Source organism: Rhodoplanes roseus, from assembly GCF_003258865.1.
Lineage (GTDB): Bacteria > Pseudomonadota > Alphaproteobacteria > Rhizobiales > Xanthobacteraceae > Rhodoplanes > Rhodoplanes roseus.
This window is the reverse complement of sequence record NZ_NPEX01000081.1, coordinates 1-23423: the sequence shown is the minus strand read 5'-3', so window position 1 is coordinate 23423 and position 23423 is coordinate 1. Positions and strand designations below refer to the sequence as shown.

Here is a 23423-nt window from a genome sequence, read left to right as displayed (position 1 = left end):
GGCGGCCGCGGCCGCCTTCGTCCACACCCAGGATCTGCCCGAGACCGATCTTCTGATGGCGCCCGACTACGCCGCGCACGAAGCCGGCTTCGCGGCGGCGGCCAAAAAGCTCGGCGCCGCGCCGGCCCTCTATCACGCCGACTCCGCGCGCGCCCACGACCCGCGCATGCGGACGCTGCCCGAAGAGATCGCCCGGGTGGTGCGCGGACGCGCCGCCAATCCGCAGTGGATCGCCGGGCAGATGCGGCACGGATTTCGCGGGGCCGCCGAGATCGCCTGGACGCTCGACCAGATGGCATTGTTCGCCCATTTATCCGGGACGGTTCCGACCCGTCACTTCGACCTCTATTACGAGGCGACGCTCGGCGACGAGGCGGTGCGGGACTTCCTCGACACGGCCAATCCGCGCGCCGCCGAAGCGATGCGCCGCCGGTTCCGGCAACTCGTTGACGCCGGCTACTGGACCACCCGGCGCAACAGCGTCATCGACGCCATCGCGTCCACGGAATCGAGTGCATGACCATCACCTACGAGAAGGACGGCGCAGCCATCTATCGCCGGTCCTTCGCCATCATCCGGGCCGAGGCCGACCTCGCCCGCTTCGCGCCCGAGGAGGAGAAGGTCGCGGTGCGGGTGATCCATGCGAGCGGCATGGTGGAGGTCGCGGCCGACCTCGTGTTCACCCCCGGCGCCGCCGCGGCCGCCCGGACGGCGCTGCGCGCCGGCGCCCCGATCCTGTGCGACGCCCAGATGGTGGCGCACGGCATCACCCGGGCCCGCCTGCCGATGGACAACGCCGTGATCTGCACCCTGTCGGATCCCTCCGTGCCGGCGCTGGCCGAGAAGCTCGGCACCACCCGCACGGCCGCCGCGATGGAGCTGTGGCGCGACAAGCTCGCCGGATCCGTGGTGGCGATCGGCAACGCACCGACCGCGCTGTTCCGACTGCTCGAGATGCTGGACCAGGGCGCGCCCAAGCCCGCCGCCGTGATCGGCATGCCGGTCGGCTTCGTCGGCGCGGCGGAATCCAAGGAGGCGCTGCTCGCCGACGGCCGCGTTCCTTGCATGATCGTGCGTGGCCGCAAGGGCGGCAGCGCCATGACGGCGGGGGCCGTCAACGCCCTCGCGAGCGACCGGGAATGAGCCGCCCATGACCGCCACCGTCTACGGCGTCGGCCTCGGGCCGGGCGATCCCGAGCTGATCAGCGTCAAGGCCGACCGTCTGATCCGCGGCGCCGGCGTCGTCGCCTATTTCCACAAGGCCGGCCGATCGAGCAATGCGCGGGCCATCGCGGCCGGCCTGCTGCGCGCCGATGTCGTCGAGATCGGCATGGATTATCCTGTCACCACCGAGATCGCCTTCTGCGATCCGGCCTACAACGACGCCCTGCGCGGGTTCTACGACGGCTGCGTCGCGCGCCTGCTCACGCATGTGCAGCAGGGCCGCGACGTGATCGTGCTGTGCGAAGGCGATCCGTTCCTCTACGGCTCGTTCATGCATCTGCATACGCGTCTCACCGGCCGCGTGCCGGTCGTCGTGGTGCCCGGCATTCCGGGCATGGCGGGCTGCTGGACCGCCACCGGCACGCCGATCACCTGGGGCGACGACGTGCTGACCGTGCTGCCCGCGACCCTGGACGAGGCGACGCTCGCCGACCGCATGGGCCGGGCCGACGCCCTCGTGATCATGAAGGTCGGCAAGAACATGCCGAAGGTGAGGCGCGCCCTCGCGGCCGCCGGGCTCGTCGGCCGGGCCTTCTATGTCGAGCGCGGCACCATGCCGGGCGAGCGGGTCGTGCGGCTCGCCGACAAGCCGGACGACGACGCGCCGTATTTCTCCATGGTGCTGGTGCCCGGCGAGGGCCGCCGGCCATGAGCGGATCGATCGTCATCGCCGGGCTCGGCCCCGGTGCGGCGCGCCTGGTCACGCCGGAGGTGTCCGAGGCGCTTTCGGCCGCGACCGACATCGTCGGCTACGGCCCCTATGTCGCCCGCGTGCCGGACCGGACCGGGCTCGACAAGCACGGCTCGGACAATCGCGAGGAGATCGACCGCGCCCGCCACGCGCTGCAGCTCGCGACCGCGGGCCGGCACGTCGTCGTGGTCTCGTCGGGCGATCCCGGCGTCTTCGCCATGGCGGCCGCCGTGTTCGAGGCGATCGAGGCCGGCGACGCCGCGTGGCGCGAGCTCGACGTGCAGGTGCTGCCCGGTGTCACCGCCATGACGGCGGCGGCGGCGCGGGCCGGCGCGCCGCTCGGCCACGACTTCTGCGCCATCAACCTCTCGGACAATCTGAAACCCTGGACGCTGGTGGAGAAGCGCCTGCGCCTCGCCGCCGAGGCGGATTTCGTGATCGCGCTGTACAATCCGGTGTCGAAGGCGCGGCCGCGGCAGCTCGGCCAGGCGTTCGACATTCTTCGGCCGCTGCGTGCGGCGGAGACACCCGTGATCTTCGCGACGGCGGTGAGCGAGACCAACGAGCGCATCGACGCGATGCCGCTCGGCCGCGCCGTGCCCGAGCGGGCCGACATGCGCACGCTGGTCATCGTCGGCTCGTCGCAGACCCGGCTGATCGCACGCCGCGACCGGCCGGCCTTCGTCTACACGCCGCGGTCGGCGCCGGCGGAGACGTCGCGGTGAGCGAGCCACGCCATCACGGCCGCGATCGTTTCGACGGCCGGACGGTCCGGGATGCGAGGGCGGCGCACCATCACGACCGGCAGACCGAGCGCGCGGGCCGCCTCGATCTTGGCGACGGCGGCGGTGCCGCCGGCGTTCTTCGAGACCACGACCTCGCTGCCGTGTCGTTCCAAGATCGCGCGGTCGCCGGCGACGTCGAAGGGGCCGCGGGCGACCACGACCGCGACGCGCGGCAACGGCAGACTTTCGCGCGGAGCATCGACCAGGCGCACCAGATAATCGTGTTGGGGGCGCCGCGCGAAGGCGGCGAGATGCAGGCGGCCGATCCCGAGAAAGACGCGTCGCGGCGACGCGCCGAGCGCGTCGGCGGCGTCCTCCAGCGTATCGACCTCGGTCCAGCGGTCGCCTTCGCCGGGGCGCCAGGGCTGGCGCTCCAAGGCGAGCAGCGGGATCCGTTCAGCGTCGCAAGCCGCGACCGCATGCGCGCTCATCTGCGCGGCGAACGGGTGGGTGGCGTCGACGACGCGATCGATCTTCTCGGCGCGGAGATAGTCGACCAGTCCCGCGATGCCGCCGAAGCCGCCGACCCGCCACCGGATCGGCACGGCGGCCGGGCTTTCGGTGCGCCCGGCATAGGACAGCACGGCCTCGATGTCGGGCTCACCCGCCAAGGCGTCGGCGAGACGCCGCGCCTCGCTGGTGCCGCCCAGGACGAGAACTTTCTGCCACGCCGCCACGCTCTAGCTCCTCACCACCGGCGTGCGGGCGAGCAGCCCGCCGGCGCGGTCGAACACCGCGACGTCGACGCCGACCGTCGTGCCTCGCAAGACCGCCGCGGCGGTCGCGACGGCCCGCGCCGCCACAACGGCAGCGATGTCGATACCGTGTCCCTGTGCCCGCTGCAGCACATCGAGTGCGCTGTTGGCAGCCGGGATGTCGGCGACCAGGGCAGCCGGCGCGCCCGCCTCGGCGGCGAGCCGCGCCAGATGGGCGAGATCGACCTCGCCGGCGCGCGAATGAAGGTCCAGGAGTCCCTGCGACAGCTTGGTCATCTTGGCGAAGCCGCCCGCGATCGTGACCCGCAGCACCGGATGGGCCCGCACGTATTTCAGCATCCCGCCGACGAAGTCGCCCATGTCGATCAGCGCGAGTTCGGGCAGGCCGTCGAGCGCAGCGACGGCGGCCTCGGACGTGGAGCCGGTGGCGCCGGCGATGTGGTCGAGGCCGGCGGCGCGGGCCACGTCGATGCCGCGGTGAATGCTGTGGATCCACGCCGCGCAGGAGAACGGCACGACGATGCCGGTGGTGCCGAGGATCGAAAGGCCGCCCAGAATGCCGAGCCGCGGGTTGAGCGTCTTTCGCGCCAAAGCCTCGCCGTTCGGCACCGAGATCTCGACGATCACGTCGCCGGCCGCCGCCGTCGCGGCGCAGACCTCGGCGATCGCGGCGCGAATCATCTCGCGCGGCACCGGGTTGATGGCCGGCTCGCCGACCGCGAGCGGCAGGCCGGGCCGCGTGACGGTGCCGACCCCCTCCCCGGCCCGGAACATGATGCCGGTGCCGACCGCGCCCGGTCGCACGGTCGCCACGACCAGGGCACCGTGCGTCACGTCGGGATCGTCGCCCGCATCCTTCACCACGCCGGCCTGCGCGACGCCGTCGCCACGCTCGGCGAGCGCCAACGCGAAAGCCGGCCGCTGGCCACCCGGGAGGGCGACCTCGACCGGATCCGGAAACGCGCCCGTGACCAGCGCCTGAAAGGCGGCCCGCGTCGCCGCGGCCGCGCAGGTGCCGGTGGTCCAGCCGCGCCGCAGCGGGGTGTTCTCGGTCATGCGCGGGACTATAGGCGGGCCGCCCCGCCCTGTCAGGACGCACGCCATGACTGACTGCCCCGCAGGCCATATCGCCCTGGTCGGGGCCGGGCCCGGCGATCCCGACCTGCTGACGCTGCGCGCCGTCGACCGTCTCCGCGCCGCCGACGTGGTGCTCTACGACGACCTCGCCAGCGGCGGCGTCCTCGCTCATGTGCGCGAGGATGCCGAGCTGATCTCGGTCGGCAAGCGCTCGGGCCAGCATGCTCCGAAGCAGGCCGAGGTGAGCCGGCTGATGGTCGCCTATGCTCGGCTCGGCAAGCGCGTGGTGCGGCTGAAATCCGGCGATCCCGCCATCTTCTCCCGCGCCGACGAGGAGATCACGGCGGCGCGGGACGCCGGCCTGCCGATCGAGATCGTGCCGGGCATCACCACGGCGACGGCCGCCGCAGCGCATCTCGGCACGGCGCTGACCAAGCGACTGGTCGCGCGGCGCGTGCAGTTCGTCACGGCCCACGAGCTGACGGGCGGCTTGCCCGACGACCTCGACCTCGCCGCGCTCGCCGACCCGGCTGCCACCACCTGCGTGTTCATGGGCAAGGCGACCTTCCCGACGCTCGCCGACAAGCTCTTGGCGCGAGGCCTGTCGCCCGAGACACCCGCCGCCGTGGTCGAGAGCCTCGGCACCGCCCCGCGGACCATCACCGGAACGATCACCGAGGTGGCGGCGCGCCTGCGCACGGATCCGCCATCCGGCGCCTGCATGATCCTGTACGGCGCGGCTCTGGCGGGCGCACTCCGGGCCTGAACTGTCGCCCGCGGACGCGGACCGCCGTCCCGGCCGTGGGAACAATCGACGAATTCTTCACAATCGTGTCACGCCGAACCATCATGGTCCGGCCCGGGGACAGCAGCACGTGGTCCCGGACGTGGAGGCCGGCTCGCGAGCCCAGCGCGTATCGCCTAGGCGTGACAGACCGGCTTTCGCGATCGATACGGGTCGGGAAGGACGCGCTCGCGCGCGAGAACGAGCATGCAAGTGGGTCGGATTGGTCGTGTGGTCGGCGTGTCCGCCGTCGTGCCGGTGGTGATCGGGGCGTTGTGGAGCGACGGGGCAGCGGCCCAGTATGTCGACCTGCCGGCGATCGAGGTGACGGACAAGTCGGAAGGCCGCGCCTCGGCGCCGGCCGCCGCGGCCAGCGAGGTGACGATCTCGGGCGAGGAGATGCGCGACATTCCGGCCGCGCGCGTCGGCGAGATGCTCGAGGTCGTGCCGGGCCTCGTCGTCACCCAGCACAGCGGCGAAGGCAAGGCCAACCAGTACTTCCTGCGCGGCTACAATCTCGATCACGGCACCGACCTCGCCATCTGGGTCGACGGCATGCCGGTGAACATGCGCACCCACGGGCACGGCCAGGGCTACGCCGACATCAACTTCATGCTCCCCGAGCTCGTCCAGTCGCTGAACGTGCGCAAGGGCCCCTACTACGCCGAGGAAGGCGACTTCTCCTCGGCCGGCGCCGTGCACATCGACTATCTTCGCAACGTGCCCAAGAACATGGCCGAAGGCACGGTCGGCAGCTTCGGCTATGCGCGCGGCGTCTCGGTCCTGTCGACCAAGACCGACCAGGGCGGCACCCTGATCGCTGCCGGCGAGGGCATCGTCTACGACGGGCCGTGGGACGTGCCGGACCGGGTCCGCAAGCTCAACGGCGTCGTCCGCTACGTCGAGGGCACGGCCGAGGACGGATTCTCGCTCACCGGCATGGCCTACCGCAACCGCTGGACCTCCACCGACCAGGTGGCGCAGCGGGCGATCGACCAAGGCCTCATCGGCCGCTACGGCTCGCTCGATCCGACCGACGGCGGCGAGGCGAGCCGCTACAGCATTTCGAGCCGGTGGGCGCAGACCAACGCGCTCGGGACCACGCGGGTCGACGCCTTCGCCATCCATTCGAACCTGACGCTGTTCAACAACTTCACCTATTTTCTCGACGACCCGGTGAACGGCGACCAGTTCAGCCAGACCGACAAGCGCACCGTGCTGGGCGTCAACGCCAGCCACGCCTTCAAGTACAACACCGGCGATGCACCGACCGTCACGCGCATCGGCCTGCAGACCCGCTACGACGACATCCAGGTCGGCCTGTTCAATACGGTGGAGCGACGCTACCTCTCGACCACCCGGGCCGACGCCGTGAAGGAAGGCAGCATCGGCCTGTGGGCGGATCACTCCGTGCAGTGGACCGAGTGGCTGCGCACCACGGTCGGCCTCCGCCGCGACTGGTTCTCGGGCTCGGTCGACAGCGACACGCCGGCGAATTCGGGTGACGCCTCAGACGCCATCACCAGCCCGAAGGCCGGCCTCGTCCTCGGCCCCTTGTTCAAGACCGAGTTTTTCCTCAACGGCGGCTACGGCTTCCACAGCAACGACATCCGCGGCGCCACCATCACGGTCGATCCGATCGACAAGACGACACCGGTCGACCGCGTGCCGCTGCTGGTGCGCACCAAAGGCGCCGAGATTGGCGTGCGCAACAAGTCGATCGACGGGCTCACCAGCTCGGTGGCGCTGTTCGTGCTCGATCAGGATTCCGAGCTCCTGTTCGTCGGCGACGCCGGCACCACCGAGGCGAGCCGGCCGAGCCGCCGCGTCGGCGTCGAATGGACCAACGACTACCGGGTCAATCGCTGGCTGACGCTCGACCTCGACCTCGCCTACACGCATGCGCGCTTCACCGACGCCGATCCGGCCGGAAACTTCATCCCGGGCGCGCCCGCCTGGGTCGCCTCGGCGGCGATCAATCTCGGCTACGAGACGGGATGGTTCGGTGCGCTGAAGGCGCGTTACTTCGGGCCGCGGCCGCTGATCGAGGATGACAGCGTGCGCTCGCTCGCCTCGTTCCTGGTCAATGCGCGCCTCGGCTATCGTTTCGACAACGGCATCAAGGTCCAGCTCGACGCCTACAATCTGTTCAACGCCAAGACCAATCAGATCGAATACTATTACGAGTCCCGGCTCGCCGGAGAGACCGCCGCGATCTACGACCGCCACGTCCACGCCGTGGAGCCGCTCGCGGTCCGCCTGTCGGTTGCGGCGAACTGGTGATGCGCAGAAGCGCCGGCGCCTATCGCACCGGCAGACGCGGCGCCGGCACCCACTGACTCGCGAGGGCCTGGGCGAGCGCGATCTGCGCAATGCTCATCTTGGTGGCGACGGCGTCGCGAATCCGAATATAGGCCTCGCGATCACGCGGTGCGGCCCCCGCCGCCGCGAGGATCAGCCACTTCTGCGACAGCACCACATCCACCCGAACGCCGCGCCCCTTGTCGTAAAGGAGGCCGAGCAGATACTGCGCCGTCGCATCGCCCTGCTCGGCTGCACAGGTGTACCACATGGCGGCGAACACGAAGTCCTGCGGCACGCCGCGGCCGTACTCGTAGAGAAACCCGAGCAGGCCCTGGGCACGGGCATTGCCGGCCTGAGCGAGGCGGACGAGCCGCGGGACTGCCGCAGCATAGTCGCCCCGCGCATAGAGTGCGAAGGCCTCGGTCCCCCCGGCCCTCGCCGGGACGGCCGGCCCGAACCCGACCATCGCGACAAGTCCGGCGGCGACGATCGTCGCGGCACGTCGATGTCTGGTCACGCGTCTCATCGATCCCTCCGCTGATCAGAACGATCCGAGCCAGCGCTCGATCACCCAGCCGACCCAGATCGCCGGCGCGAAGAACAGCCCGAACGGCAGCATCCCGCTGGACCGCATCCGACGCCCCGACGCGAGCTGCCGGACCCCGTACGCCGCGAGCGCTGCGACCGCCGCGATGTCGATCGCGATCGGGACGACGAACCAGTCGAGCCAGACACCGGCCACGGCGGCGAGCTTCACGTCGCCGAGCCCGAGGCCGTCACGCCCGCGCAGCCGGCGATAGCCTGCCCGCAACGCCAGGAAGGCGACCGCCAAGCCCGCTCCGCGCAACACCGCATACGGGACCGCCTCCAGCGGCCACGGATCCGTGACGCCCGCATGGGCGAGGCCCAGCACGATCCCGAGCGCGTTCAGCTCGTCCGGTATGACGAAGCGGCGGGCGTCGACAGCGGCGATCGCCGTCACGACGAGCGCGAGACCGGCGGCCGCCATGCCGCCGAGGTCCGGTGCGATCGCGAGGCTCACCGCCGCACCGATGGAGGCGAGCGCCACTCCGAGCAGAGTGGTGACCGTGCAAGACCGGTTGGCGGTCGCGATCGTTTCGGGCGGTCGGCTTCGCATCGTGCTGGCGTCAGTTGAAGCGCGGCACCGGGCCGCCAGGGGCGACCCCGATGCTGCCGCGCATCTTCGACCGCAGTTCCTCGGCCACGATGCTCGCGTCGTGACCGTCGCGGATGATCTGCGGCCGGATGAACACGATCAGCTCGGTCCGCTTGATCGCCCTGTCACGGTGAGAGAAGGCCTCGCCGAGCACCGGGACCTGATCGAGAACGGGAAGGCCGCTCCGCGTTCCGTTGTGCTTCTCGCTGATCAACCCGGCGAGCAGGACGGTCTGGCCGCTCGCGACCGCAATGGTGCTCTTGATCTTCCGTTGCGACACCGTGGGGTTCGAGCTGGAGCTGGTACTCGAGCTGGAGCTCGTCGTGTCCGCGACGTTGCTGATCTCCTGCTCGATCTCGAGGCGGACGTTGCCGTTGGCATTCACCCGCGGCACCACACGCAGGATGATGCCGGTGTTCTTGTACTCGTAGGTGTTGACGACGGTGTTGCTGCTCGACAGCACCGTGGCGCTGCCGGTCGAGATCGGCACCTCGTCGCCGACCTGCAAGGTCGCGACCTGGTTGTCGACCACCACCAGGGACGGATTCGACAGGACCTTGACGTCGGTCACCTTGTGGAGCGCGTCGAGAATCATGCGGTTGTTGCCGGAGCCGACCACCAGGTTGAAGCCCGGTGTGATCTGGCTGATGTCCGCCGAGCTGGAGATCGTGTTCAGGAGCGAGACCTTGTTGGCCGACAGATAGAACTGGACGCCGTAGCTGAGATTGTCGTTGAGCGTCACCTCGGCGACCGTCGCCTCGATCGCGACCTGGAGCTGCGGCTGGTCGAGCTGAGACAGCGTCCGCTCGATGATGCGGTACTGCTCCTGGCTCGCATAGATCAGCAGCGAGTTGTTGACCGAGTCGGCCGTGATCCTGACGCCGGGCAGCAACGCGCCACTGGGTCCGGCCGACGACCCGCCGACCGGCGCCGGCTCCGCCCCCGTGTTGCCCGCCTTCCCGCCCGACAGGCTCGCCTGTGCGGTCGTCGGCATCGACAGGCCGAGCTTCTGCTGAACGGTGCGAGTCTGGGACGACGCGCTCGGATCGACGCCGCCGCCGCTCGTCGTGACCGACACGCCCGAGCCCGGCGCGATCTGGCTGGCGGTCTGGTCGAGCCCGCCGGAGGAGCCGCCGACGAAGATCTCGTTGAGCACCTTCGCGGTCTGCTTCGCCTCGCCGTAGCGCAGACGATAGACGCGCACGCCGGCGGACGTGTCGGCGCGGTCGAGCCGCGAGATCCAGGTCGCGGCGTTGCGCAACAGATCGGGCTTTCGCGCCACCACCATGACGGCGTTCATGCGGGCGATCGCCTGGAACTTGACGATATTCTGGCTCAGCCCGCCGTCGCCCGCATCCATGACCTTCTCCAGCTCGGAGATCATCGGCTCGGGCGAGCTGTTGCGCAGTGGATAGACGCCGACCGACTGACCGCGCATCCAGTCGGCATCGAACTTCAGCACCGTGTCGATGGCGGCGCGGCGCTCGGTTCCACTGCCCTGGATCAGCAGGATGTTGCGGCCCGGATCGGCCCGCACGGCGCCCGTGCGGGTGGCGAAGCTGTCGATCAGCGGCATCAGCGTCTGCGCCGACACGTAGCGCAGCGGCACCACCGAAAGCCCATAGCCGGGCTCGGCGCGGGCGACGTCCGAATCCGTGTTGCCGCCGCCGATCGCCTCCGAGATCGGCACGAGGCGATAGCCCGCGACGTCACGGATCAGCGCGATGTTGCTGGTCCGCAACGCGCTCTCGAGAACGTAGAGCAGGTCCGATTTCGCCACTGGACGCCCGGAGGCGAGGCTCACGGTCCCCTGCACCCGAGGATCGATGGTGTAGCCGACGCCCATGATGTCGCCGAGCACCACCTTGGCGACCGTGGTGAGGGGCGTGTTCTCGAAATTCAGCTCGTAGCCTTCGCTGCCGCCGCTCGTCGACGCGGTCGTGTCGGCGCTGCGGGTCGCGACGGGAGGCGCCGCCGTGGTCGCGTGATACTCGACCGCCCGGCGATCGTCCGGACCACTCGCCGGAGCACCGCCCGGCGCGGCTTGGCGCGGCAGCAGATCGAGCGCCCTGACGTGATCGAGAACGCCCGGCGGACGGGTGTCGTCCGGCAACGCGTTGCAGGCGCTCAGGACCGCGACGACCAGGAGCGTGCACGCGACGCCGATTCCCCCCGGATGCGACCCGCCGCCTGGCCGTTCTTTCCACACACGCCCACCTGATGTCTCGGCTTCTTATGTCGGCAGCGGGACGAAGCCCTCCACCGCCCGCGACTGTGCTCGGGGCACTACTGTTATCGACGCCGTATGACAGATTTATTAGATGCGCTCGGCGCGTGCGCCCGCCTGTGCGGTTCCACGCCAGCGAGAGGCGGCGCGCATGATCGCAGCGTCATCGTACTGACGCAAAAACTTCATGGGCCGAGACGAATATGCCGTCCGCCGCGTCGCGAGGCGAGCGATGCCTCTCTCGACGCGCGTCTCCACGGTCCGCCGTGCGCAACCTTCCGACAGGACGAGGACGCGCGGGCCGACGGGCGCGTGAACAGCAAAAGGGAGGCGACGATGAGACCGGAAAGCGTCGCCGAGTTCGCGACGTATCTGAGCGAGGGCGAACGGAAGAGCGTGCCTGCGGGCTCCGCCACGCCGGTCGTCGCCCCGGGGCCGAACGCGCTTCGGAAGCTCTGGGAGTCGACCGACCTCGCGGCCGGCGATTTCGCCGACGCGGTCGCACGCTTCTATGGTCTTCCACGGGTCTCGCTCCAGCACCTGATGGCAGCGACACCGCTCGCGAAGCGCTTCTCGCCGCGCTTCCTGCGTGAGATGACCGTCTTTCCCTATCGGGCCGCCGACGGCAGCGCCTCCCTCGCGGTCGGCGATCCGACCGACACGGCCGGACTGCGCGCGGCCGAGATCGTTCTCGACGGGCCCGTGACCCTGACCGTCGCCTCCTTCGAGGACATCGCGACGGCGCTGACCGAGCGGTTCGACGACGACGATGCGTCGCCTGCGGAGACTGGCGAAACCGCCGTGCTCGCCTCGGCGCGCGCCGCCGACGACATCGACAGCCTGCGCGATCTCGCCAGTGGTGCCCCGGTGGTGCGGGCCGTCAACGATCTCCTGGAGAAGGCCGTCGAGTTGCGTGCGAGCGACATCCATGTCGGCCCCTTCCGCAGCGGGCTCGAGATCCGCATGCGCGTCGACGGGCTGCTCCGTACAGTGCCGGCCCCGGCCGGCGTCCTGCCCCAGGCCTTGATCTCGCGCATCAAGATTCTCGCCGGGCTCGACATTGCCGAGCGCCGGCTGCCTCAGGACGGCGCCGCCCGGCTGCGGCTCGGTCGCGACGAGATCGATGCGCGTGTCGCGATCATGCCGACGCAGCACGGCGAATCCGCCGTGATCCGCCTGCTGCCGAAAGACCGCGGGCTCCTGTCGATCGACAAGCTCGGCCTCGGCGCCACCGACCGCGCCACGCTCGTGCGCCTTCTCGCGCTGCCGCACGGCATGATCGTGGTGACCGGGCCGACCGGCAGCGGCAAGACGACGACGCTCGCGACCATCCTGTCGATCCTCAACGAGCCGACCCGCAAGATTCTCACCATCGAGGATCCGGTGGAGTACGAGATCCGCGGCATCTACCAGTCGCAGGTGAAGCCGGCGATCGGCCTCACCTTCGCGGCCGCGCTGCGCGCCTTCGTGCGCCAGGATCCGGACGTGATCATGGTCGGCGAGGTGCGCGACCCGGAGACGGCACACATCGCCGTGCACGCCGCCCTCACGGGCCACCTCGTGCTGACCACGCTGCACACCGACACGGCGGCCGCCGCGGTGCCGCGGCTGCTCGATCTCGGTGTCGAGGGCTTTCTCCTGAAATCGACGTTGCGCGCCGTGATCGCCCAGCGGCTGGTGCGCCAGCTCTGCGACCGCTGCAAGACCGCGCGGCCGCTGACCACCGCCGACATCGACACCGATCCGCGCTACGCCGCGCTCGGCTTCGCCGCAGGCGAGACCGTGTACGAGCCCTGCGGCTGCGAGCGCTGCGGCGGTGCCGGTTATCGCGGCCGGATCGGGGTGTTCGAGATCCTGACGCTGTCCGACCAGATCCGCGAGCTGATCGACCGGCAGGCCGGCTCGACCGCGCTCGACAAGGCCGCCGTCGCGGCCGGGATGACCACCATGCTGGACGACGGCATCGCGAAATGCCGCTCCGGCATGACCTCGCCGGCCGAGGTCCTTCGTGTCACGACGGTGCGCTGACGGCCCATGCCGAATTTCCGCTACCAGGCCCTGACCCAAACGGGCGAGCTCGTGACCGGCACCATCTCGGCGCCGAGCGCGGCCGAGGTGACGGAGCGCATCGAGTTCCTCGGCCTGGTGCCGATCGAGACCTCGGCCGGGCGCGACAACTCGGCGCAGACCGGCATCGACCTCTCGTTCGGCAGCCGCCCGCGGCCCGCCGACGTGACGGTCTTCACGCGCGATCTCGCCCTGCTGCTGCGCGCCGGCGCGCGTCTCGACGACGGGCTGGAGCTGCTCGCCGGCGATGCCGACCTCGGCCGGCTGCGATCCGTCGTCGCCAGGATCAGAGGCGACGTGATGTCCGGCGAGAGCTTCGCCGATGCGATCGCGTCGCATCCGGCGCTGTTTCCTCCGGTCTTCGTCGCACTCGTCCGGGTCGGCGAGGCGTCGGGCTCGCTCGATCGGACGCTGGAGGTCCTGGCCACCGAACGGGCTCGGGCCGAGGAGCTGCGACGCAAGGTCGTCGAGGCGCTGCAATACCCGGCCTTCGTGCTGGTCGCCGCGGGCGGCGTCCTCGTCTTCTTCCTCCTGTTCGTGCTGCCGCAGTTCTCCACGATTCTGCGCGACATGGGCGCCAAGCTCGACCCCGCCGTCGAGGTGCTGCTCGACCTGTCGGATCTGGCGCAGGCCCACACCACCGAATTCGCCGCCGCGGCCATCGTACTGCCGATCGGGACATGGCTGCTGCTGCGGCGACCCGGCGCCCGTGCCGCCGTCATCGGCCGGTTGGCGCGCCTGCCGCTGTCGCGGACGATCCTGATGTTCCAGCGCACCGCCGTGTTCTGCCGCAATCTCGGCATCCTGCTCGGCAACGGCGTGACGCTGACGGCGGCGCTGCGCATCATCGTCGACGTGATGGCGGCCGGCGACGGCGCCGCCGTGTGGGGCGCCGCGGCCGACCGGGTGCGGCACGGCGGCCGCCTCTCGGAGGCCCTGGCCGCCAACGCCGCCCTGCCCCCGATGGCGATCCGCATGCTGCGGCTCGGCGAGGAGACGGGCCAGCTCGCCATGCTGTCGGGCCGCATCGCCGACTTCTACGAGGCCAAGCTGCAGCGCGCCCTGGAGCGTGTCGTCGGAATCGTCGGGCCGCTCGCCATCGTGACGATCAGCATCGTGGTGGGTGGCCTGATCGTCTCGGTCATGACCGCGCTCCTGTCGGTCAGCCAAAGCATCGGATGAAGACAAGGCACAGAGGAATTTCATGGGTACGGAGATTCTGAGGGGGGCACGACGGCGCCGCCGCGCGCGCCGGCGCAGCCAGGCGGGCTATACGCTGGTGGAGCTGCTGGTCGTGATCACGATCATCGGGCTCATCGTCGCGCTGGTCGGACCGCGCGTCCTCAATTACCTCGGCGACTCGAAGGTGAAGACGGCCAAGATCCAGATCCAGGGTTTCGCCAGTGCGCTCGACCTCTTCTATCTCGACACCGGCCGCTATCCGATGGGCTCGGAAGGACTCGCGGCGCTGGTGCAGCGCTCCGCCGGCGCCGGCAACTGGAACGGCCCCTACCTCAAGGGCGGCGCCGTCCCGGCCGACCCGTGGGGCAAGCCCTATGTCTACCGCTCGCCGAGCGAGCACGGACCCTACGACATCGTCTCGCTCGGATCGGATGGCCAGGAAGGCGGCAGCGGCACGGCGGCCGACATCACGAGCTGGACACGGTGACGCCGTGACACGCCCGCAGACGACCGGACCAGAGGCGGGCTACACCCTGCTGGAGGTCGTCTGTGTAATGGCGATCGTCGCCGCGCTTGCCGCTCTCGCACTGCCGCGGCTGCCGCTCGGCACGTCGCGGCCGCGCCTCGAAGCCTATGCGGTCGAGGCCGCCTCGCTGCTGAAGGCGGACCGCACCGCCGCCATCCGGCGGCGGGTCGCGGTCTCGACGGAAGTGAACGCCGGGTCGCGCTGGATCCGGTCGGGCGTCACGGGCCGCGCCGTGCGCGTTCCCGACGACGTCCGTTTCCAGGCGACGCTGCCGCAGCGCTGCAATCAACGGCCGGCGCTGTCGACCATCCGGTTCTTCCCGTCCGGCATGTCGTGCGGCGGCGCCGTGGTGCTGACCCGCAACGGCGTCGGCTTCGAGGTGCGGGTCAACTGGCTCACCGGAGGGGTCGAGATTGTCGCGCGTCAGAGCTCGTGAACGGCGGCGCGCCCGCGCCGGCTTCACCATCGTCGAGGTCCTGGTCGCGCTCGCCGTCGTCGCGGCCTCGCTCGGCGCGATCGGCACGGTCGCGGCATCGAGCGCGCGCGCCTCGCGGTCGCTCGACCAGCGCGTCTCCCTGGTCCAGACCGCACGGGCCGTGGAGGCCGGAATTCCGCCGCGTGCGCAGCTCGCCCCCGGGCGCACCGAAGGCGAGATCGCCGGTCACCGCTGGCGCATGGACGTGCGGCCGCTTCCGGTCGAGGGCATCCCGGTGGGCTCGCCCTGGGTGGCGCGGGACGTCGTGATCCGGGTCCGCGCTCCCTCCGGCGCGACGCTGGAGCTGGAGACGGTTCGGCTGGTGCGGAGGGAGCCCGAGTGAGGCCCACCCTCCTCACGCGCCGATCCGCCGTGGCCGGCTTCACGCTGGTCGAGGCGCTCGTCGCCCTCGCCCTGATGGGGCTCGTGCTCACGGCGCTGGCGACCGTCACGTCGCAATGGCTGCCGAACTGGAATCGCGGACTAGGCCAAGTCCAGCGCAGCGAGCTGGTGGCGCTGGCGATCGACCGCATCGTCGCCGACTTGGCGGCGGCCGAGTTCGTGCCGGCGAACCGAGAGACCAAGAAGCCGCTGTTCGAAGGATCGGAGCTCGGCGTGACCTTCGTGCGCACCGCCATCGGTCCGAATGCCCGGCCCGGCCTGGAGACCGTGCGGCTCGCCGAGTCGAGCTACCGCCGTGGCTTGGCGCTGGCGCGCAGCACGGCCCCGTTCGTGCCCCGCGACGCGCAGGCCGGCCCTCTCGGGTTCTCCGATCCGGTCGTGCTTCTGAGCGCGCCCTATCGCGCGTCGTTCTCGTTCGCGGATCGCGACGGTGGCTGGCGGGGCGAGTGGATCGATGCCGAGGAGCTGCCGCGCGCGATCCGTCTCGTGGTTCGCGACACGGCGACGGGACGCACGCTCGGCGCCTCGACCGCGACCGTGGTCCATGCGCAGCTGCCGGCCGAATGCGTCATCGAGAAGACGCGCCGCGGCTGCGACCGCGAACGTCTGGACGGCACGTCGGGCGAGGCTCCCGCAGCACCGACGGAGCCGAGCCGATGAGCCCGGCCTGCCTCTCCGCACCGACCCGGCGCAAAGGCGAGCGCGGCTTCATCCTGGTCGCGGTGCTGTGGATCCTGGCGGCCTTGGCGACGCTCGTTTCGATTTACGCCGTCCACGTCTCGACCACGGCGCTCGCCGCATCTGCACGGGACGACGCGGTGCTCGCGCGCGGCCTCGTTACGGCCGGTGTCGAGCTCGCGGCCTATCGGATCGCCGCGTCTCCGAAGCAGGCGCGCCCCACCCGCGGCGAGATCGCCTTCCGGATGGGGCGCGCCCGTGTCCTCGCGACGTTCCTGAACGAGGCAGCGCGCATCGATCTCAACGCCGCCTCGCGGGAGCTGCTGGCGGGCCTCTTCACCACACTCGGCGCGCAGGCCGCGGATGCCGACCGTTACGCCGACCGCGTCGTCGCCTGGCGATCGCCCTCCTCCACGGTGTCGGCGATCGACGGCGAGGCGGGCTTGTACCGGCAGGCCGGGCTGGACTACGGCCCGCGCGGTGGCGCGTTCGTGCATGCCGACGAGCTCTGGCTGGTCGCCGAGCTGCCGCCCGGGCTGGTCGAGCGGGCGCTGCCCTACGTGACGGTGTTCAACGGAAGGCCCGAGATTCATGCGCGCGACGCCGGCCCTGTCGTGCTCGCGGCGCTTCCGGGCGCGCCGGCCGAGGCTCCGCTCGCTCGCGGCGCAACCCCGGACCGCGAGGTCGCACGGCCGGGCACGACGTTCGAGGGCAGCGACGCCGTGCGGGTGACGGTGCGGGTCGATTTCGACAACGGGCGGACGCAGGCCGCCGAAGCCGTCGTCCTGGTGCGTGACTTCGGCGACGAGCCCTATCGCGTCCTCTCGTGGCGCGAGGACCTCGACATTCCGACGCCGGCCGCCGGTCCGCGACGGGAGGCGCCGCGATGAGGCTGCAACGGGTCGTCGACGGATTCTCGGCCTGGATCGACATGGTGGCGGATGCCCTGGTCGCCGCCGCCGGACGGCTGCGCCGGCGGCGCGCCGTGCGATTGTCGGAGGGCGAGAGCGGCGTGTTCTCGCTCGACCTGCCCGATGCAGGATCGGACATCGATCCGGCGCCGTTCCGATTGGACGGCGACGCGACGCTGCCGGACGGTCTGGCCGAACGGCTGCGCGGCCGGGAGATCGACCTGATTCTCCGGCCGGACCAGTTTCTGCTCCGCCCTCTCGAGCTGCCGCGACGGGCGGCCGAGTTCCTGGACGGGATCGTGCGGGCCCAGATCGATCGGCTGACGCCGTGGACCCCCCAGGAGGCGGCGTTCGGCTGGACGGCGCCGGTCGCCCTCGCCGAGGACCGCATCGCCGTGACCGTGGTCGCCACAGCGCGGGCGCGGATCACGCCGTATCTCGACGCGTTGAAAAAGTTGGGCGCGCGTTCGATTGCCGTCTCGACAAGCATGGGTGCCGAGGAAGCCGAACCGGTCCGAGTGCACACCTTCACGCTGTCCGGCACGACCAGTGTCGCGCGGGTGCGCCGCCTGCTGCTCGGCGGGCTCGCCGTCGCGTCGGCCACCGCGGTTCTCGCCGTTCTCGCCTCGCAGATCCTCGGCTCCGCTCTCGATACGGAGCTCGCCGACCTGAACCGGCGGATCACCGAACGGCGCCTCGCCCTCGTCGCCGGACGCAGCCGGGGCGACACGGAGACCTCCGCCGTGCGGATGCTGGAGCGGCGCAAGCACGAGACAGCAGCCACCGTGCTGGTGCTGGAGGCGCTGTCGCGCGTCCTGCCCGACCACACCTATGTGACCGAGATGCATATCGACGGCGACAAGCTGCAGGTCATCGGCATCTCGCGCGAGGCGCCGACGCTCATCAGGCTGATGGAGCAATCCGCGCAGTTCACGCGCGCGACCTTCTTCGCGCCGACCACACGCGCCGCCGAGGATCCGGGCGAGCGCTTTCACATCGAGGCGCGGATCAGGATCCCGTTCGAGGTGATGCCGTGAGCATGGAGTCGACCAGCCGCGCCGCTGCCGCGTGGCGCCCGCTTCTCGCGATCGTCGGCTATGTCGCCGTGATGTCGATCCTGGTCGGGGTCGCGGCCGACACGATCGCGGAGCTGATGGAGCGGCGCGCCGCCGTCGCGGCCGCGACCGGAATTCTCGACCGGCTGCAGGGGCACCGACCGGGGTCGACAGACCCCGCGGGCACGCCGGCGAGCGCACCGGTCGGGTCGCCGTTCCTCGAGGGGCCGACCGTGACGGTCGCCGGGGCGACGCTGATGCAGCGCGTCTCGGGCGCCGTCACGCGGTTCGGCGGCCACATCATGTCGTCGCGGGTGGAGCTGCAGGGCACTCCGCTCGGCGCCGGCTTCCTCGGCGTCACCGCGAGCCTCGAGATCGCGCAGCCCGCGTTTCAGGAGCTTCTCTACGACCTCGAGGCCGGCATGCCGTTCCTGTTCGTCGATCAGCTCGTGGCGCAAGCGCCGACGGCGTCGGTGGACGCCCGCGACGGGCGCATGCGCGTGCTGCTCACCGTGTACGGCCAGTGGCAGGGTGAACCATGAGAGCCCTTTTCAGGCGGATCGTCGGTGGCCTGTGCATCGCTCTGCTGGCGTGGGGCGTAGCGCCGCTCGCCGCCCCGTCCCCGCTCGATCCCGAGGCCGAGCACCCGTCCGGGACCGTCGACATCACCCCACCGGCGGCCCGTGCGGCGGGCCCGTCCGGGCCGGCGGCGGCCCCGGAGGCGGCCCGAAGCGGCAATCCGCTGTGGGCGATCCCGCTGAAGGAGCTGATCGTCACGCGCGAGCGGCCCGTCTTCACTCCGTCACGACGTCCCCCCGCTCCGGCGGTCGCCGCCGTCCCGGCGGCGCCAACCGCTCCGCCGCCGAAGCCGAGCGTCCCGCCGCGGCCGCCACTGGTGCTGATCGGCATCGTCGCCAATCTTCGCGACGGCTACGGCATCTTCCTCGACCAGGCGAGCAATGGCGTGGTCCGGCTCAAGACCGGCGACGCGCACGAGGGCTGGGTGCTTCGTTCGGTGAGCGCCCGCGACGTCATGCTGCAGAAGGACCGCAGCACCGCCGTTCTGCCTCTCCCGACGCGCGAGACCAGCCAGACCGGCGCGACGGGCACGGTCGCCACCCCGGGACCGCAACAGCCGCCGACCGCAAGGACCCCGCCGATCGTCTCCACGGTCGGCGGGCCCCCGACGGCGGGCCCTGCCCCAGCGCCACGGTCCAACGTTGCGCCCGGCGGGCCCGCGGCCCGGATGGGGCGGCCGCCTATGCCGAAGCTCGAGCCCTATCCGGATCACTGAACCCTCGGCCGCACCTCGGCGGCCGCAGTCATGCGGCGGTCATCCGGCGCGGCCACATTGCGGGACGCCTGCCCGGCCCGACTCCAGAGGCGGACGGGCATCCGACCTTTCCCTCTCCTCGAGTCGAGCGGACAGAACCGTGAGCCAGGTCATCGGCCTCTTCCCGACCCCCGTGATGCGGGTGGAGAAGCTTCTGAGCAGCGAGTTGATCGCGACCGTCACGGCCGAAATCCAGACCTCGCAGAAGATCGCCAACGCCTATTCGGACCGGCTGTCGCACACGCCGGTCGCCGGCGTCGAGACGAGCGACGTGTTCGCGACCCTGGGACAGCTGGCGCTGCCCAAGGTGGTGGAGTTCGGCGAGATCCTGTTCGGCGAGACGCTGCAGTGGCAGATCAAGGAGATCTGGGTGAACGTGCTGGAGCCGGGCGGACGCCAGGCCATTCACACCCACGCGAACAGCTTCATCTCGGGCGTGTTCTATCTCACCCGCCCGCATGCTTCGGCGAACATCGTGTTTCATCGGAGCCTGGGCGGAAACAGCTTCATCTTCAGCAACCATCACCCGAACGCACGCATCAACCAGTTCAACGGCGGCAAGTGGGCGATGCCGGACACCACGCCCGGCGACCTCGTGATGTTTCCGAGCTATCTGCTGCACGAGGTCCCGACCAACCACGGCGAGCAGCGCATCTCCATCGCGTTCAACGCGATCCCCGATCGGCTCGACAATTTCGGCTATGCGATCCGGTTCTCGTAGGCCCGATCGCCGACATCCCCGGACCCGACCGACGGAGACACCCATGCGCACCCGTGCCTTTCTCGCGGCACTGCCGTTCATCGGACTTGTCGCATTCGCGGCCCCCGATGCGCGGGCACAGTGCAGCTTCGACCAGTCGTTTCCGAACGCGAACGACGTGCTGCGCGAGTTGCAGGAACCGATGGCGCTGCAGTTCTCGATCGAGATCGACCTGAAGGACGTCCGGCTCGTCTCCGAGGACCACACCGAGTGGCCGATCGACTGGGTGCGTGTCCCGACAGAGGTCCGCAAGGCCGAGTTCCGCGCCACCAAGCCGCTGCCTCCCGGCAACTACTCGATCGAGTGGAACGGCTATGTGCGTCGGCACTACCACCCCGACGGCGGGTCAATCCCGTTCACGCTCGCCAGCACCGACGCCGCGGCCGGTGCGGCCGCTTCTAGCGCGGCGGCAGCGATGCCAGCATCCCCCGCGCCTCGGGCCGCGCCGGGTTCGCCCTATCGAGCGCTTCTAGGAGCCGGCGCGCCGCGGCCCGGTCGCTGACCGCGAGCTGGCGCGCCATCGCGAGCACCGGACGATAGGCGGGCTCGAAATCCGGGCTGGTCCGCACGATCTCGACGAGCTGCGGCGCAATCGCGGCGATCAGATTGCGCGGACCGGCTGCGGCGAGCGTCCGCACGCCGATCTCCAGATAACGGTCGCGCGCACGCCAGTAGGCGGCGAGCCGGCGGCGTGCCCCCTCATCTGAATCGCCGAGGAGATCCTCTGGACGCGGACGCAATGCGCCGAGCAGCGCGAGAAGACGGTCGCCCGGCCGGTCGGCCATGGCATAGGCGACGCGCGGCGCCTCCGCCGCGACGAACGGATGATCGTCGGTGTTGAGCACGCCGTCGCCCGCGAAGGCCCGCAGCGCTTCCGGCCCGCCGAGATGCAGACCGAACAGGCCGAACGCGTCGCCGAGATCCACGGTCTCCAGTCGCGCCCCGAGCGTCCGGTCCCCTACCCGGCGGACAAACCAGTCGGGCGTATAGGTCCGCGGCGTCTCGGTTCCGATCAGGGCGACGAGCGGCGTCTCCACGCTGAACTGAGCCAGCGACGCGGTCGCGTGCGGAAAGACGTCCAGGAAGGTGCGCACGATGACGCGCAGCGTTCCGATGTCGAGCTGATGGAGCGGCAGCCACTGGCAGAACACGCCACCCTCGGCCAGGCGCTCGCGGATGGCGGCGAAATGCTCGCGCGCATAGAGCGACCCCGAACCGTCGACGGAAGGATGATAGAGATCGGCGACGATCACGTCGTAGCGCTCGCCGGGCGTCCGCACGAAGCGCCGCGCATCGGCGACATGGATGTGAAGATTCGAGTTGCGTCCGAGATTCGGCGCCGAGCGCGCGAACTGCGGAAACGACTCGACCACCTCCGGTACGAGCTCGACGCCGTCGGTGACGAGTCCGGGATGGTCACCCGCCGCCGACAGGGTCGCACCCGTACCCAGGCCGAGGAACAGCGCGCGCTTCGGATCCGGATGGAGCAGTAGCGGAATATCCGCCTGGCGCTGGTCGGAGCGTACCGACGCGCTGCCGCCCATGCGGAAATGATTGTTGACCTGGAGATGCGTGTCGCCGGCGCTGTTGCGCACGACGCTCACGGCCGCCATGACGCCGTCGCTGTGCCAGAGCAGCGCCCCGCCCGGCGGAACGCGCACGAAGCGCAGTGACAGCGGCGATAACGCCAGGGTGACGCCCGCCGTGAGAATCAGCACGCTGGCGACGATCGCGGGTCGGCGCAGATTCGGCAGCGCCAGCACATAGGCCGCACCGAGCAGCACGAAGGCGAGCTTCGCGCCCACCATCGGGATCAGCACCGGACCGAACACGATGGGCGCCAGCGCTGCGCCGAACGTGTTGACGGCGAGCGCCGTCCCGACGCTGCCCTCCCGGTCGCTGACTGTCTGGGCGAGCTGGGTGAACAGCGCCCCCATCGCCACGGTCGGCGGCACGAAGGCGAGAGCCGCGACACCGAGCTCGGCCGCGAGCCGTCCGCCCATGGTAGGCGGCAACACATCTCGCAGGCCGGCGAGCACGAGATCGGAGGCCGCCAGCACGGCCGCGCCGCCGATGCACAGCACCCCCGTCGCAGCGACGAGACGGCTGGTCAAGACATCGTCGCCGCGGCCCCGGGCGAGCCGGCCGTGCAGCGCGGCACCGGTCGCCGTGCCGAGCAGATAGGCCGCGAGCAGGAGCGCGAAAGTGTAGACGGTGTTCTCGAGGATCTGACTGACCACCCGGATCGCCAGCACCTCGTAGCCGATCCCCAGAAGCCCGGTGACGAACAGCGGAACGAGCAGGCGGGCGGGCCGCTCCTGCCGGCTCGCCACCGGCGTGGCCGGTTCCCCCGCACAGGCGAGCATGCCGAGCGCACAGACGAAATTGAGGGTCGCGCACAGAATCAACGTCGCCGAGAGGCCGAGGAGCGGAACGATCAGGAAGGTCGTGGCGAGCGTCCCGGCGACGGCGCCGAAGGTGTTGGCGGCATAGACGCGGCCGACCGCCCGTCCGGCGTGCAACCGCGGCGCCAGGACGGCTTCGAGAGCCGGCAGCGTGGCGCCCATCGCCAGCGTGGCCGGCAGCAGCAGCACGAAGGGAAGCGCGAAGGCGACCAGCCATTGCCGCAGCGGCGTCGCATCGATGGGTACCAGCGAGACCACGAGGTCGCCGGCGAGCGGCGCCAGCGGAACCAGGGCGAGCGCCCAAGCCCCGATCGCGAGCTCGAGCCCCGCATACCACGAGGCCGGGCGCCGACTGGCGGCGATGCGGCGGCCCGGCATCAGGCTGCCGAGCGCGAGGCCGGCGAACAGCCCAGAGACGACGCCGAGCACCGCGACGATCTCGTGCCCGAGCGCCACCGCCAGCATCCGGGTCCACACGACCTCGTAGCCGAGCCCGGCGAAGCCCGACAGGCAGGCCATCGCCATGATGCCCGGGATGCGCCCGAGGGCAGTGCCCGACGGAACGGACGGAGCAGCGGTGATGTCGGACATGATCGGATCGGACCAAGCGTCGAAAACGCGAACCGGGGGCCCTGAGGCCCCCG

The 23423-nt window shown here is 70.7% G+C and carries 24 protein-coding genes; 18 read left to right on the top strand and 6 right to left on the bottom strand.

Annotated elements, in window-relative coordinates; all coding sequences use genetic code 11:
- From CH341_RS13710 to cobJ, 4 genes are all read left to right on the top strand, one after another.
- Positions 1-520 (top strand): cobaltochelatase subunit CobN (locus tag CH341_RS13710; RefSeq protein ID WP_210208285.1); only part of this gene is annotated, 520 nt, incomplete at its 5' end.
- Positions 517-1143 carry a precorrin-8X methylmutase gene (locus tag CH341_RS13705; protein WP_111419582.1) on the top strand — a complete coding sequence of 209 codons (627 nt, stop codon included), beginning with the start codon at positions 517-519 and terminating at the stop codon, positions 1141-1143. The genes CH341_RS13710 and CH341_RS13705, both read left to right, overlap by 4 nt.
- Before the next feature lie 7 nt (positions 1144-1150).
- A complete protein-coding gene (locus tag CH341_RS13700; protein WP_111419581.1) occupies positions 1151-1876 on the top strand; it encodes a precorrin-2 C(20)-methyltransferase in 726 nt (241 codons plus the stop codon).
- Positions 1873-2640, top strand: a complete 768-nt coding sequence (cobJ, locus tag CH341_RS13695) for a precorrin-3B C(17)-methyltransferase (RefSeq protein WP_111419580.1) — start codon at positions 1873-1875, stop codon at positions 2638-2640. Before CH341_RS13700 ends, cobJ begins: the two co-directional genes overlap by 4 nt.
- Here the strand turns inward: cobJ and CH341_RS13690 are convergent.
- Both CH341_RS13690 and CH341_RS13685 read right to left on the bottom strand, forming a co-directional pair.
- Positions 2601-3377 (bottom strand): cobalt-precorrin-6A reductase, encoded by a 777-nt coding sequence (locus CH341_RS13690; RefSeq protein ID WP_111419579.1) that lies wholly within the window; start codon positions 3375-3377, stop codon positions 2601-2603. The two genes, cobJ and CH341_RS13690, sit on opposite strands and share 40 nt — an antisense overlap.
- A 3-nt stretch (positions 3378-3380) precedes the next feature.
- Positions 3381-4472, bottom strand: coding sequence for a cobalt-precorrin-5B (C(1))-methyltransferase (locus CH341_RS13685; RefSeq protein ID WP_111419578.1), 1092 nt, complete (start codon positions 4470-4472; stop codon positions 3381-3383).
- Positions 4473-4518: 46 nt separating this feature from the next.
- Here CH341_RS13685 and cobA point away from each other — a divergent pair, with 46 nt between their 5' ends.
- Both cobA and CH341_RS13675 read left to right on the top strand, forming a co-directional pair.
- Positions 4519-5259 carry a uroporphyrinogen-III C-methyltransferase gene (cobA, locus tag CH341_RS13680; protein ID WP_111419577.1) on the top strand — a complete coding sequence of 247 codons (741 nt, stop codon included), beginning with the start codon at positions 4519-4521 and terminating at the stop codon, positions 5257-5259.
- Between the two features lie 225 nt (positions 5260-5484).
- Positions 5485-7560 carry a TonB-dependent receptor gene (locus CH341_RS13675; RefSeq protein ID WP_111419576.1) on the top strand — a complete coding sequence of 692 codons (2076 nt, stop codon included), beginning with the start codon at positions 5485-5487 and terminating at the stop codon, positions 7558-7560.
- Positions 7561-7579: 19 nt separating this feature from the next.
- Here the strand turns inward: CH341_RS13675 and CH341_RS13670 are convergent, their stop codons facing one another.
- The 3 genes from CH341_RS13670 to gspD are packed head-to-tail and all read right to left on the bottom strand — an operon-like array spanning position 7580 to position 10967.
- Positions 7580-8107: a tetratricopeptide repeat protein gene (locus CH341_RS13670; RefSeq protein ID WP_425376180.1), complete on the bottom strand. Its 528-nt coding sequence runs from the start codon at positions 8105-8107 to the stop codon at positions 7580-7582.
- 15 nt (positions 8108-8122) lie between these two features.
- Positions 8123-8719 carry a prepilin peptidase gene (locus CH341_RS13665; protein WP_245431040.1) on the bottom strand — a complete coding sequence of 199 codons (597 nt, stop codon included), beginning with the start codon at positions 8717-8719 and terminating at the stop codon, positions 8123-8125.
- Between the two features lie 10 nt (positions 8720-8729).
- Positions 8730-10967 (bottom strand): type II secretion system secretin GspD, encoded by a 2238-nt coding sequence (gspD, locus tag CH341_RS13660; RefSeq protein WP_111419574.1) that lies wholly within the window; start codon positions 10965-10967, stop codon positions 8730-8732.
- 354 nt (positions 10968-11321) lie between these two features.
- Between gspD and CH341_RS13655 the strand changes: the two genes are divergently transcribed.
- The 12 genes from CH341_RS13655 (at position 11322) to CH341_RS13600 (ending at position 20876) form a co-directional block, all read left to right on the top strand.
- Positions 11322-13013 (top strand): GspE/PulE family protein, encoded by a 1692-nt coding sequence (locus tag CH341_RS13655; protein WP_111419573.1) that lies wholly within the window; start codon positions 11322-11324, stop codon positions 13011-13013.
- Between the two features lie 6 nt (positions 13014-13019).
- Entirely contained in the window at positions 13020-14234 is a 1215-nt protein-coding gene (locus CH341_RS13650; RefSeq protein ID WP_111419572.1) for a type II secretion system F family protein, read from the top strand.
- Between the two features lie 22 nt (positions 14235-14256).
- On the top strand, positions 14257-14721 hold the full coding sequence (gspG, locus tag CH341_RS13645) for a type II secretion system major pseudopilin GspG (protein WP_111419571.1): 465 nt from the start codon (positions 14257-14259) through the stop codon (positions 14719-14721).
- 4 nt (positions 14722-14725) lie between these two features.
- Entirely contained in the window at positions 14726-15196 is a 471-nt protein-coding gene (locus CH341_RS13640) for a prepilin-type N-terminal cleavage/methylation domain-containing protein (protein WP_245431039.1), read from the top strand.
- A complete protein-coding gene (locus CH341_RS13635) occupies positions 15174-15578 on the top strand; it encodes a prepilin-type N-terminal cleavage/methylation domain-containing protein (protein ID WP_111419569.1) in 405 nt (134 codons plus the stop codon). The genes CH341_RS13640 and CH341_RS13635 overlap by 23 nt, the downstream gene beginning before the upstream one ends.
- Complete coding sequence (locus tag CH341_RS13630; RefSeq protein ID WP_170149619.1) at positions 15575-16297, top strand: PulJ/GspJ family protein; 723 nt, start codon at positions 15575-15577, stop codon at positions 16295-16297. Before CH341_RS13635 ends, CH341_RS13630 begins: the two co-directional genes overlap by 4 nt.
- Positions 16294-17205 carry a type II secretion system minor pseudopilin gene (locus CH341_RS13625; RefSeq protein ID WP_111419567.1) on the top strand — a complete coding sequence of 304 codons (912 nt, stop codon included), beginning with the start codon at positions 16294-16296 and terminating at the stop codon, positions 17203-17205. The genes CH341_RS13630 and CH341_RS13625 overlap by 4 nt, the downstream gene beginning before the upstream one ends.
- A complete protein-coding gene (locus CH341_RS13620; protein WP_111419566.1) occupies positions 17202-18263 on the top strand; it encodes a PilN domain-containing protein in 1062 nt (353 codons plus the stop codon). The genes CH341_RS13625 and CH341_RS13620 overlap by 4 nt, the downstream gene beginning before the upstream one ends.
- A gap of 2 nt (positions 18264-18265) precedes the next feature.
- Entirely contained in the window at positions 18266-18823 is a 558-nt protein-coding gene (gspM, locus tag CH341_RS13615; protein WP_111419565.1) for a type II secretion system protein GspM, read from the top strand.
- Positions 18820-19575 (top strand): general secretion pathway protein GspN, encoded by a 756-nt coding sequence (locus tag CH341_RS13610; protein WP_111419564.1) that lies wholly within the window; start codon positions 18820-18822, stop codon positions 19573-19575. The genes gspM and CH341_RS13610 overlap by 4 nt, the downstream gene beginning before the upstream one ends.
- Before the next feature lie 139 nt (positions 19576-19714).
- Positions 19715-20335: a TIGR02466 family protein gene (locus CH341_RS13605; RefSeq protein ID WP_111419563.1), complete on the top strand. Its 621-nt coding sequence runs from the start codon at positions 19715-19717 to the stop codon at positions 20333-20335.
- 43 nt (positions 20336-20378) lie between these two features.
- Positions 20379-20876 carry a copper resistance CopC family protein gene (locus CH341_RS13600; RefSeq protein WP_170149618.1) on the top strand — a complete coding sequence of 166 codons (498 nt, stop codon included), beginning with the start codon at positions 20379-20381 and terminating at the stop codon, positions 20874-20876.
- On the opposite strand, the gene CH341_RS13595 is transcribed toward CH341_RS13600, so the two are convergent.
- Positions 20773-23370: a fused MFS/spermidine synthase gene (locus CH341_RS13595; protein ID WP_111419561.1), complete on the bottom strand. Its 2598-nt coding sequence runs from the start codon at positions 23368-23370 to the stop codon at positions 20773-20775. The genes CH341_RS13600 and CH341_RS13595 overlap by 104 nt on opposite strands.
- Positions 23371-23423: the final 53 nt, after the last annotated feature.

Coding starts and splice junctions, on each gene's coding strand:
- CH341_RS13705 (WP_111419582.1), top strand. CDS start 517: ATGACCATCACCTACGAGAAGGACGGCGCAGCCATCTATCGCCGGTCC.
- CH341_RS13650 (WP_111419572.1), top strand. CDS start 13,020: ATGCCGAATTTCCGCTACCAGGCCCTGACCCAAACGGGCGAGCTCGTG.
- CH341_RS13670 (WP_425376180.1), bottom strand. CDS start 8,107: ATGAGACGCGTGACCAGACATCGACGTGCCGCGACGATCGTCGCCGCC.
- gspM (WP_111419565.1), top strand. CDS start 18,266: ATGGAGTCGACCAGCCGCGCCGCTGCCGCGTGGCGCCCGCTTCTCGCG.
- CH341_RS13700 (WP_111419581.1), top strand. CDS start 1,151: ATGACCGCCACCGTCTACGGCGTCGGCCTCGGGCCGGGCGATCCCGAG.
- CH341_RS13675 (WP_111419576.1), top strand. CDS start 5,485: ATGCAAGTGGGTCGGATTGGTCGTGTGGTCGGCGTGTCCGCCGTCGTG.
- CH341_RS13685 (WP_111419578.1), bottom strand. CDS start 4,472: ATGACCGAGAACACCCCGCTGCGGCGCGGCTGGACCACCGGCACCTGC.
- CH341_RS13610 (WP_111419564.1), top strand. CDS start 18,820: ATGAGAGCCCTTTTCAGGCGGATCGTCGGTGGCCTGTGCATCGCTCTG.
- cobJ (WP_111419580.1), top strand. CDS start 1,873: ATGAGCGGATCGATCGTCATCGCCGGGCTCGGCCCCGGTGCGGCGCGC.
- gspG (WP_111419571.1), top strand. CDS start 14,257: ATGGGTACGGAGATTCTGAGGGGGGCACGACGGCGCCGCCGCGCGCGC.
- CH341_RS13655 (WP_111419573.1), top strand. CDS start 11,322: ATGAGACCGGAAAGCGTCGCCGAGTTCGCGACGTATCTGAGCGAGGGC.
- CH341_RS13625 (WP_111419567.1), top strand. CDS start 16,294: ATGAGCCCGGCCTGCCTCTCCGCACCGACCCGGCGCAAAGGCGAGCGC.
- CH341_RS13665 (WP_245431040.1), bottom strand. CDS start 8,719: ATGCGAAGCCGACCGCCCGAAACGATCGCGACCGCCAACCGGTCTTGC.
- cobA (WP_111419577.1), top strand. CDS start 4,519: ATGACTGACTGCCCCGCAGGCCATATCGCCCTGGTCGGGGCCGGGCCC.
- CH341_RS13620 (WP_111419566.1), top strand. CDS start 17,202: ATGAGGCTGCAACGGGTCGTCGACGGATTCTCGGCCTGGATCGACATG.
- CH341_RS13600 (WP_170149618.1), top strand. CDS start 20,379: ATGCGCACCCGTGCCTTTCTCGCGGCACTGCCGTTCATCGGACTTGTC.
- CH341_RS13595 (WP_111419561.1), bottom strand. CDS start 23,370: ATGTCCGACATCACCGCTGCTCCGTCCGTTCCGTCGGGCACTGCCCTC.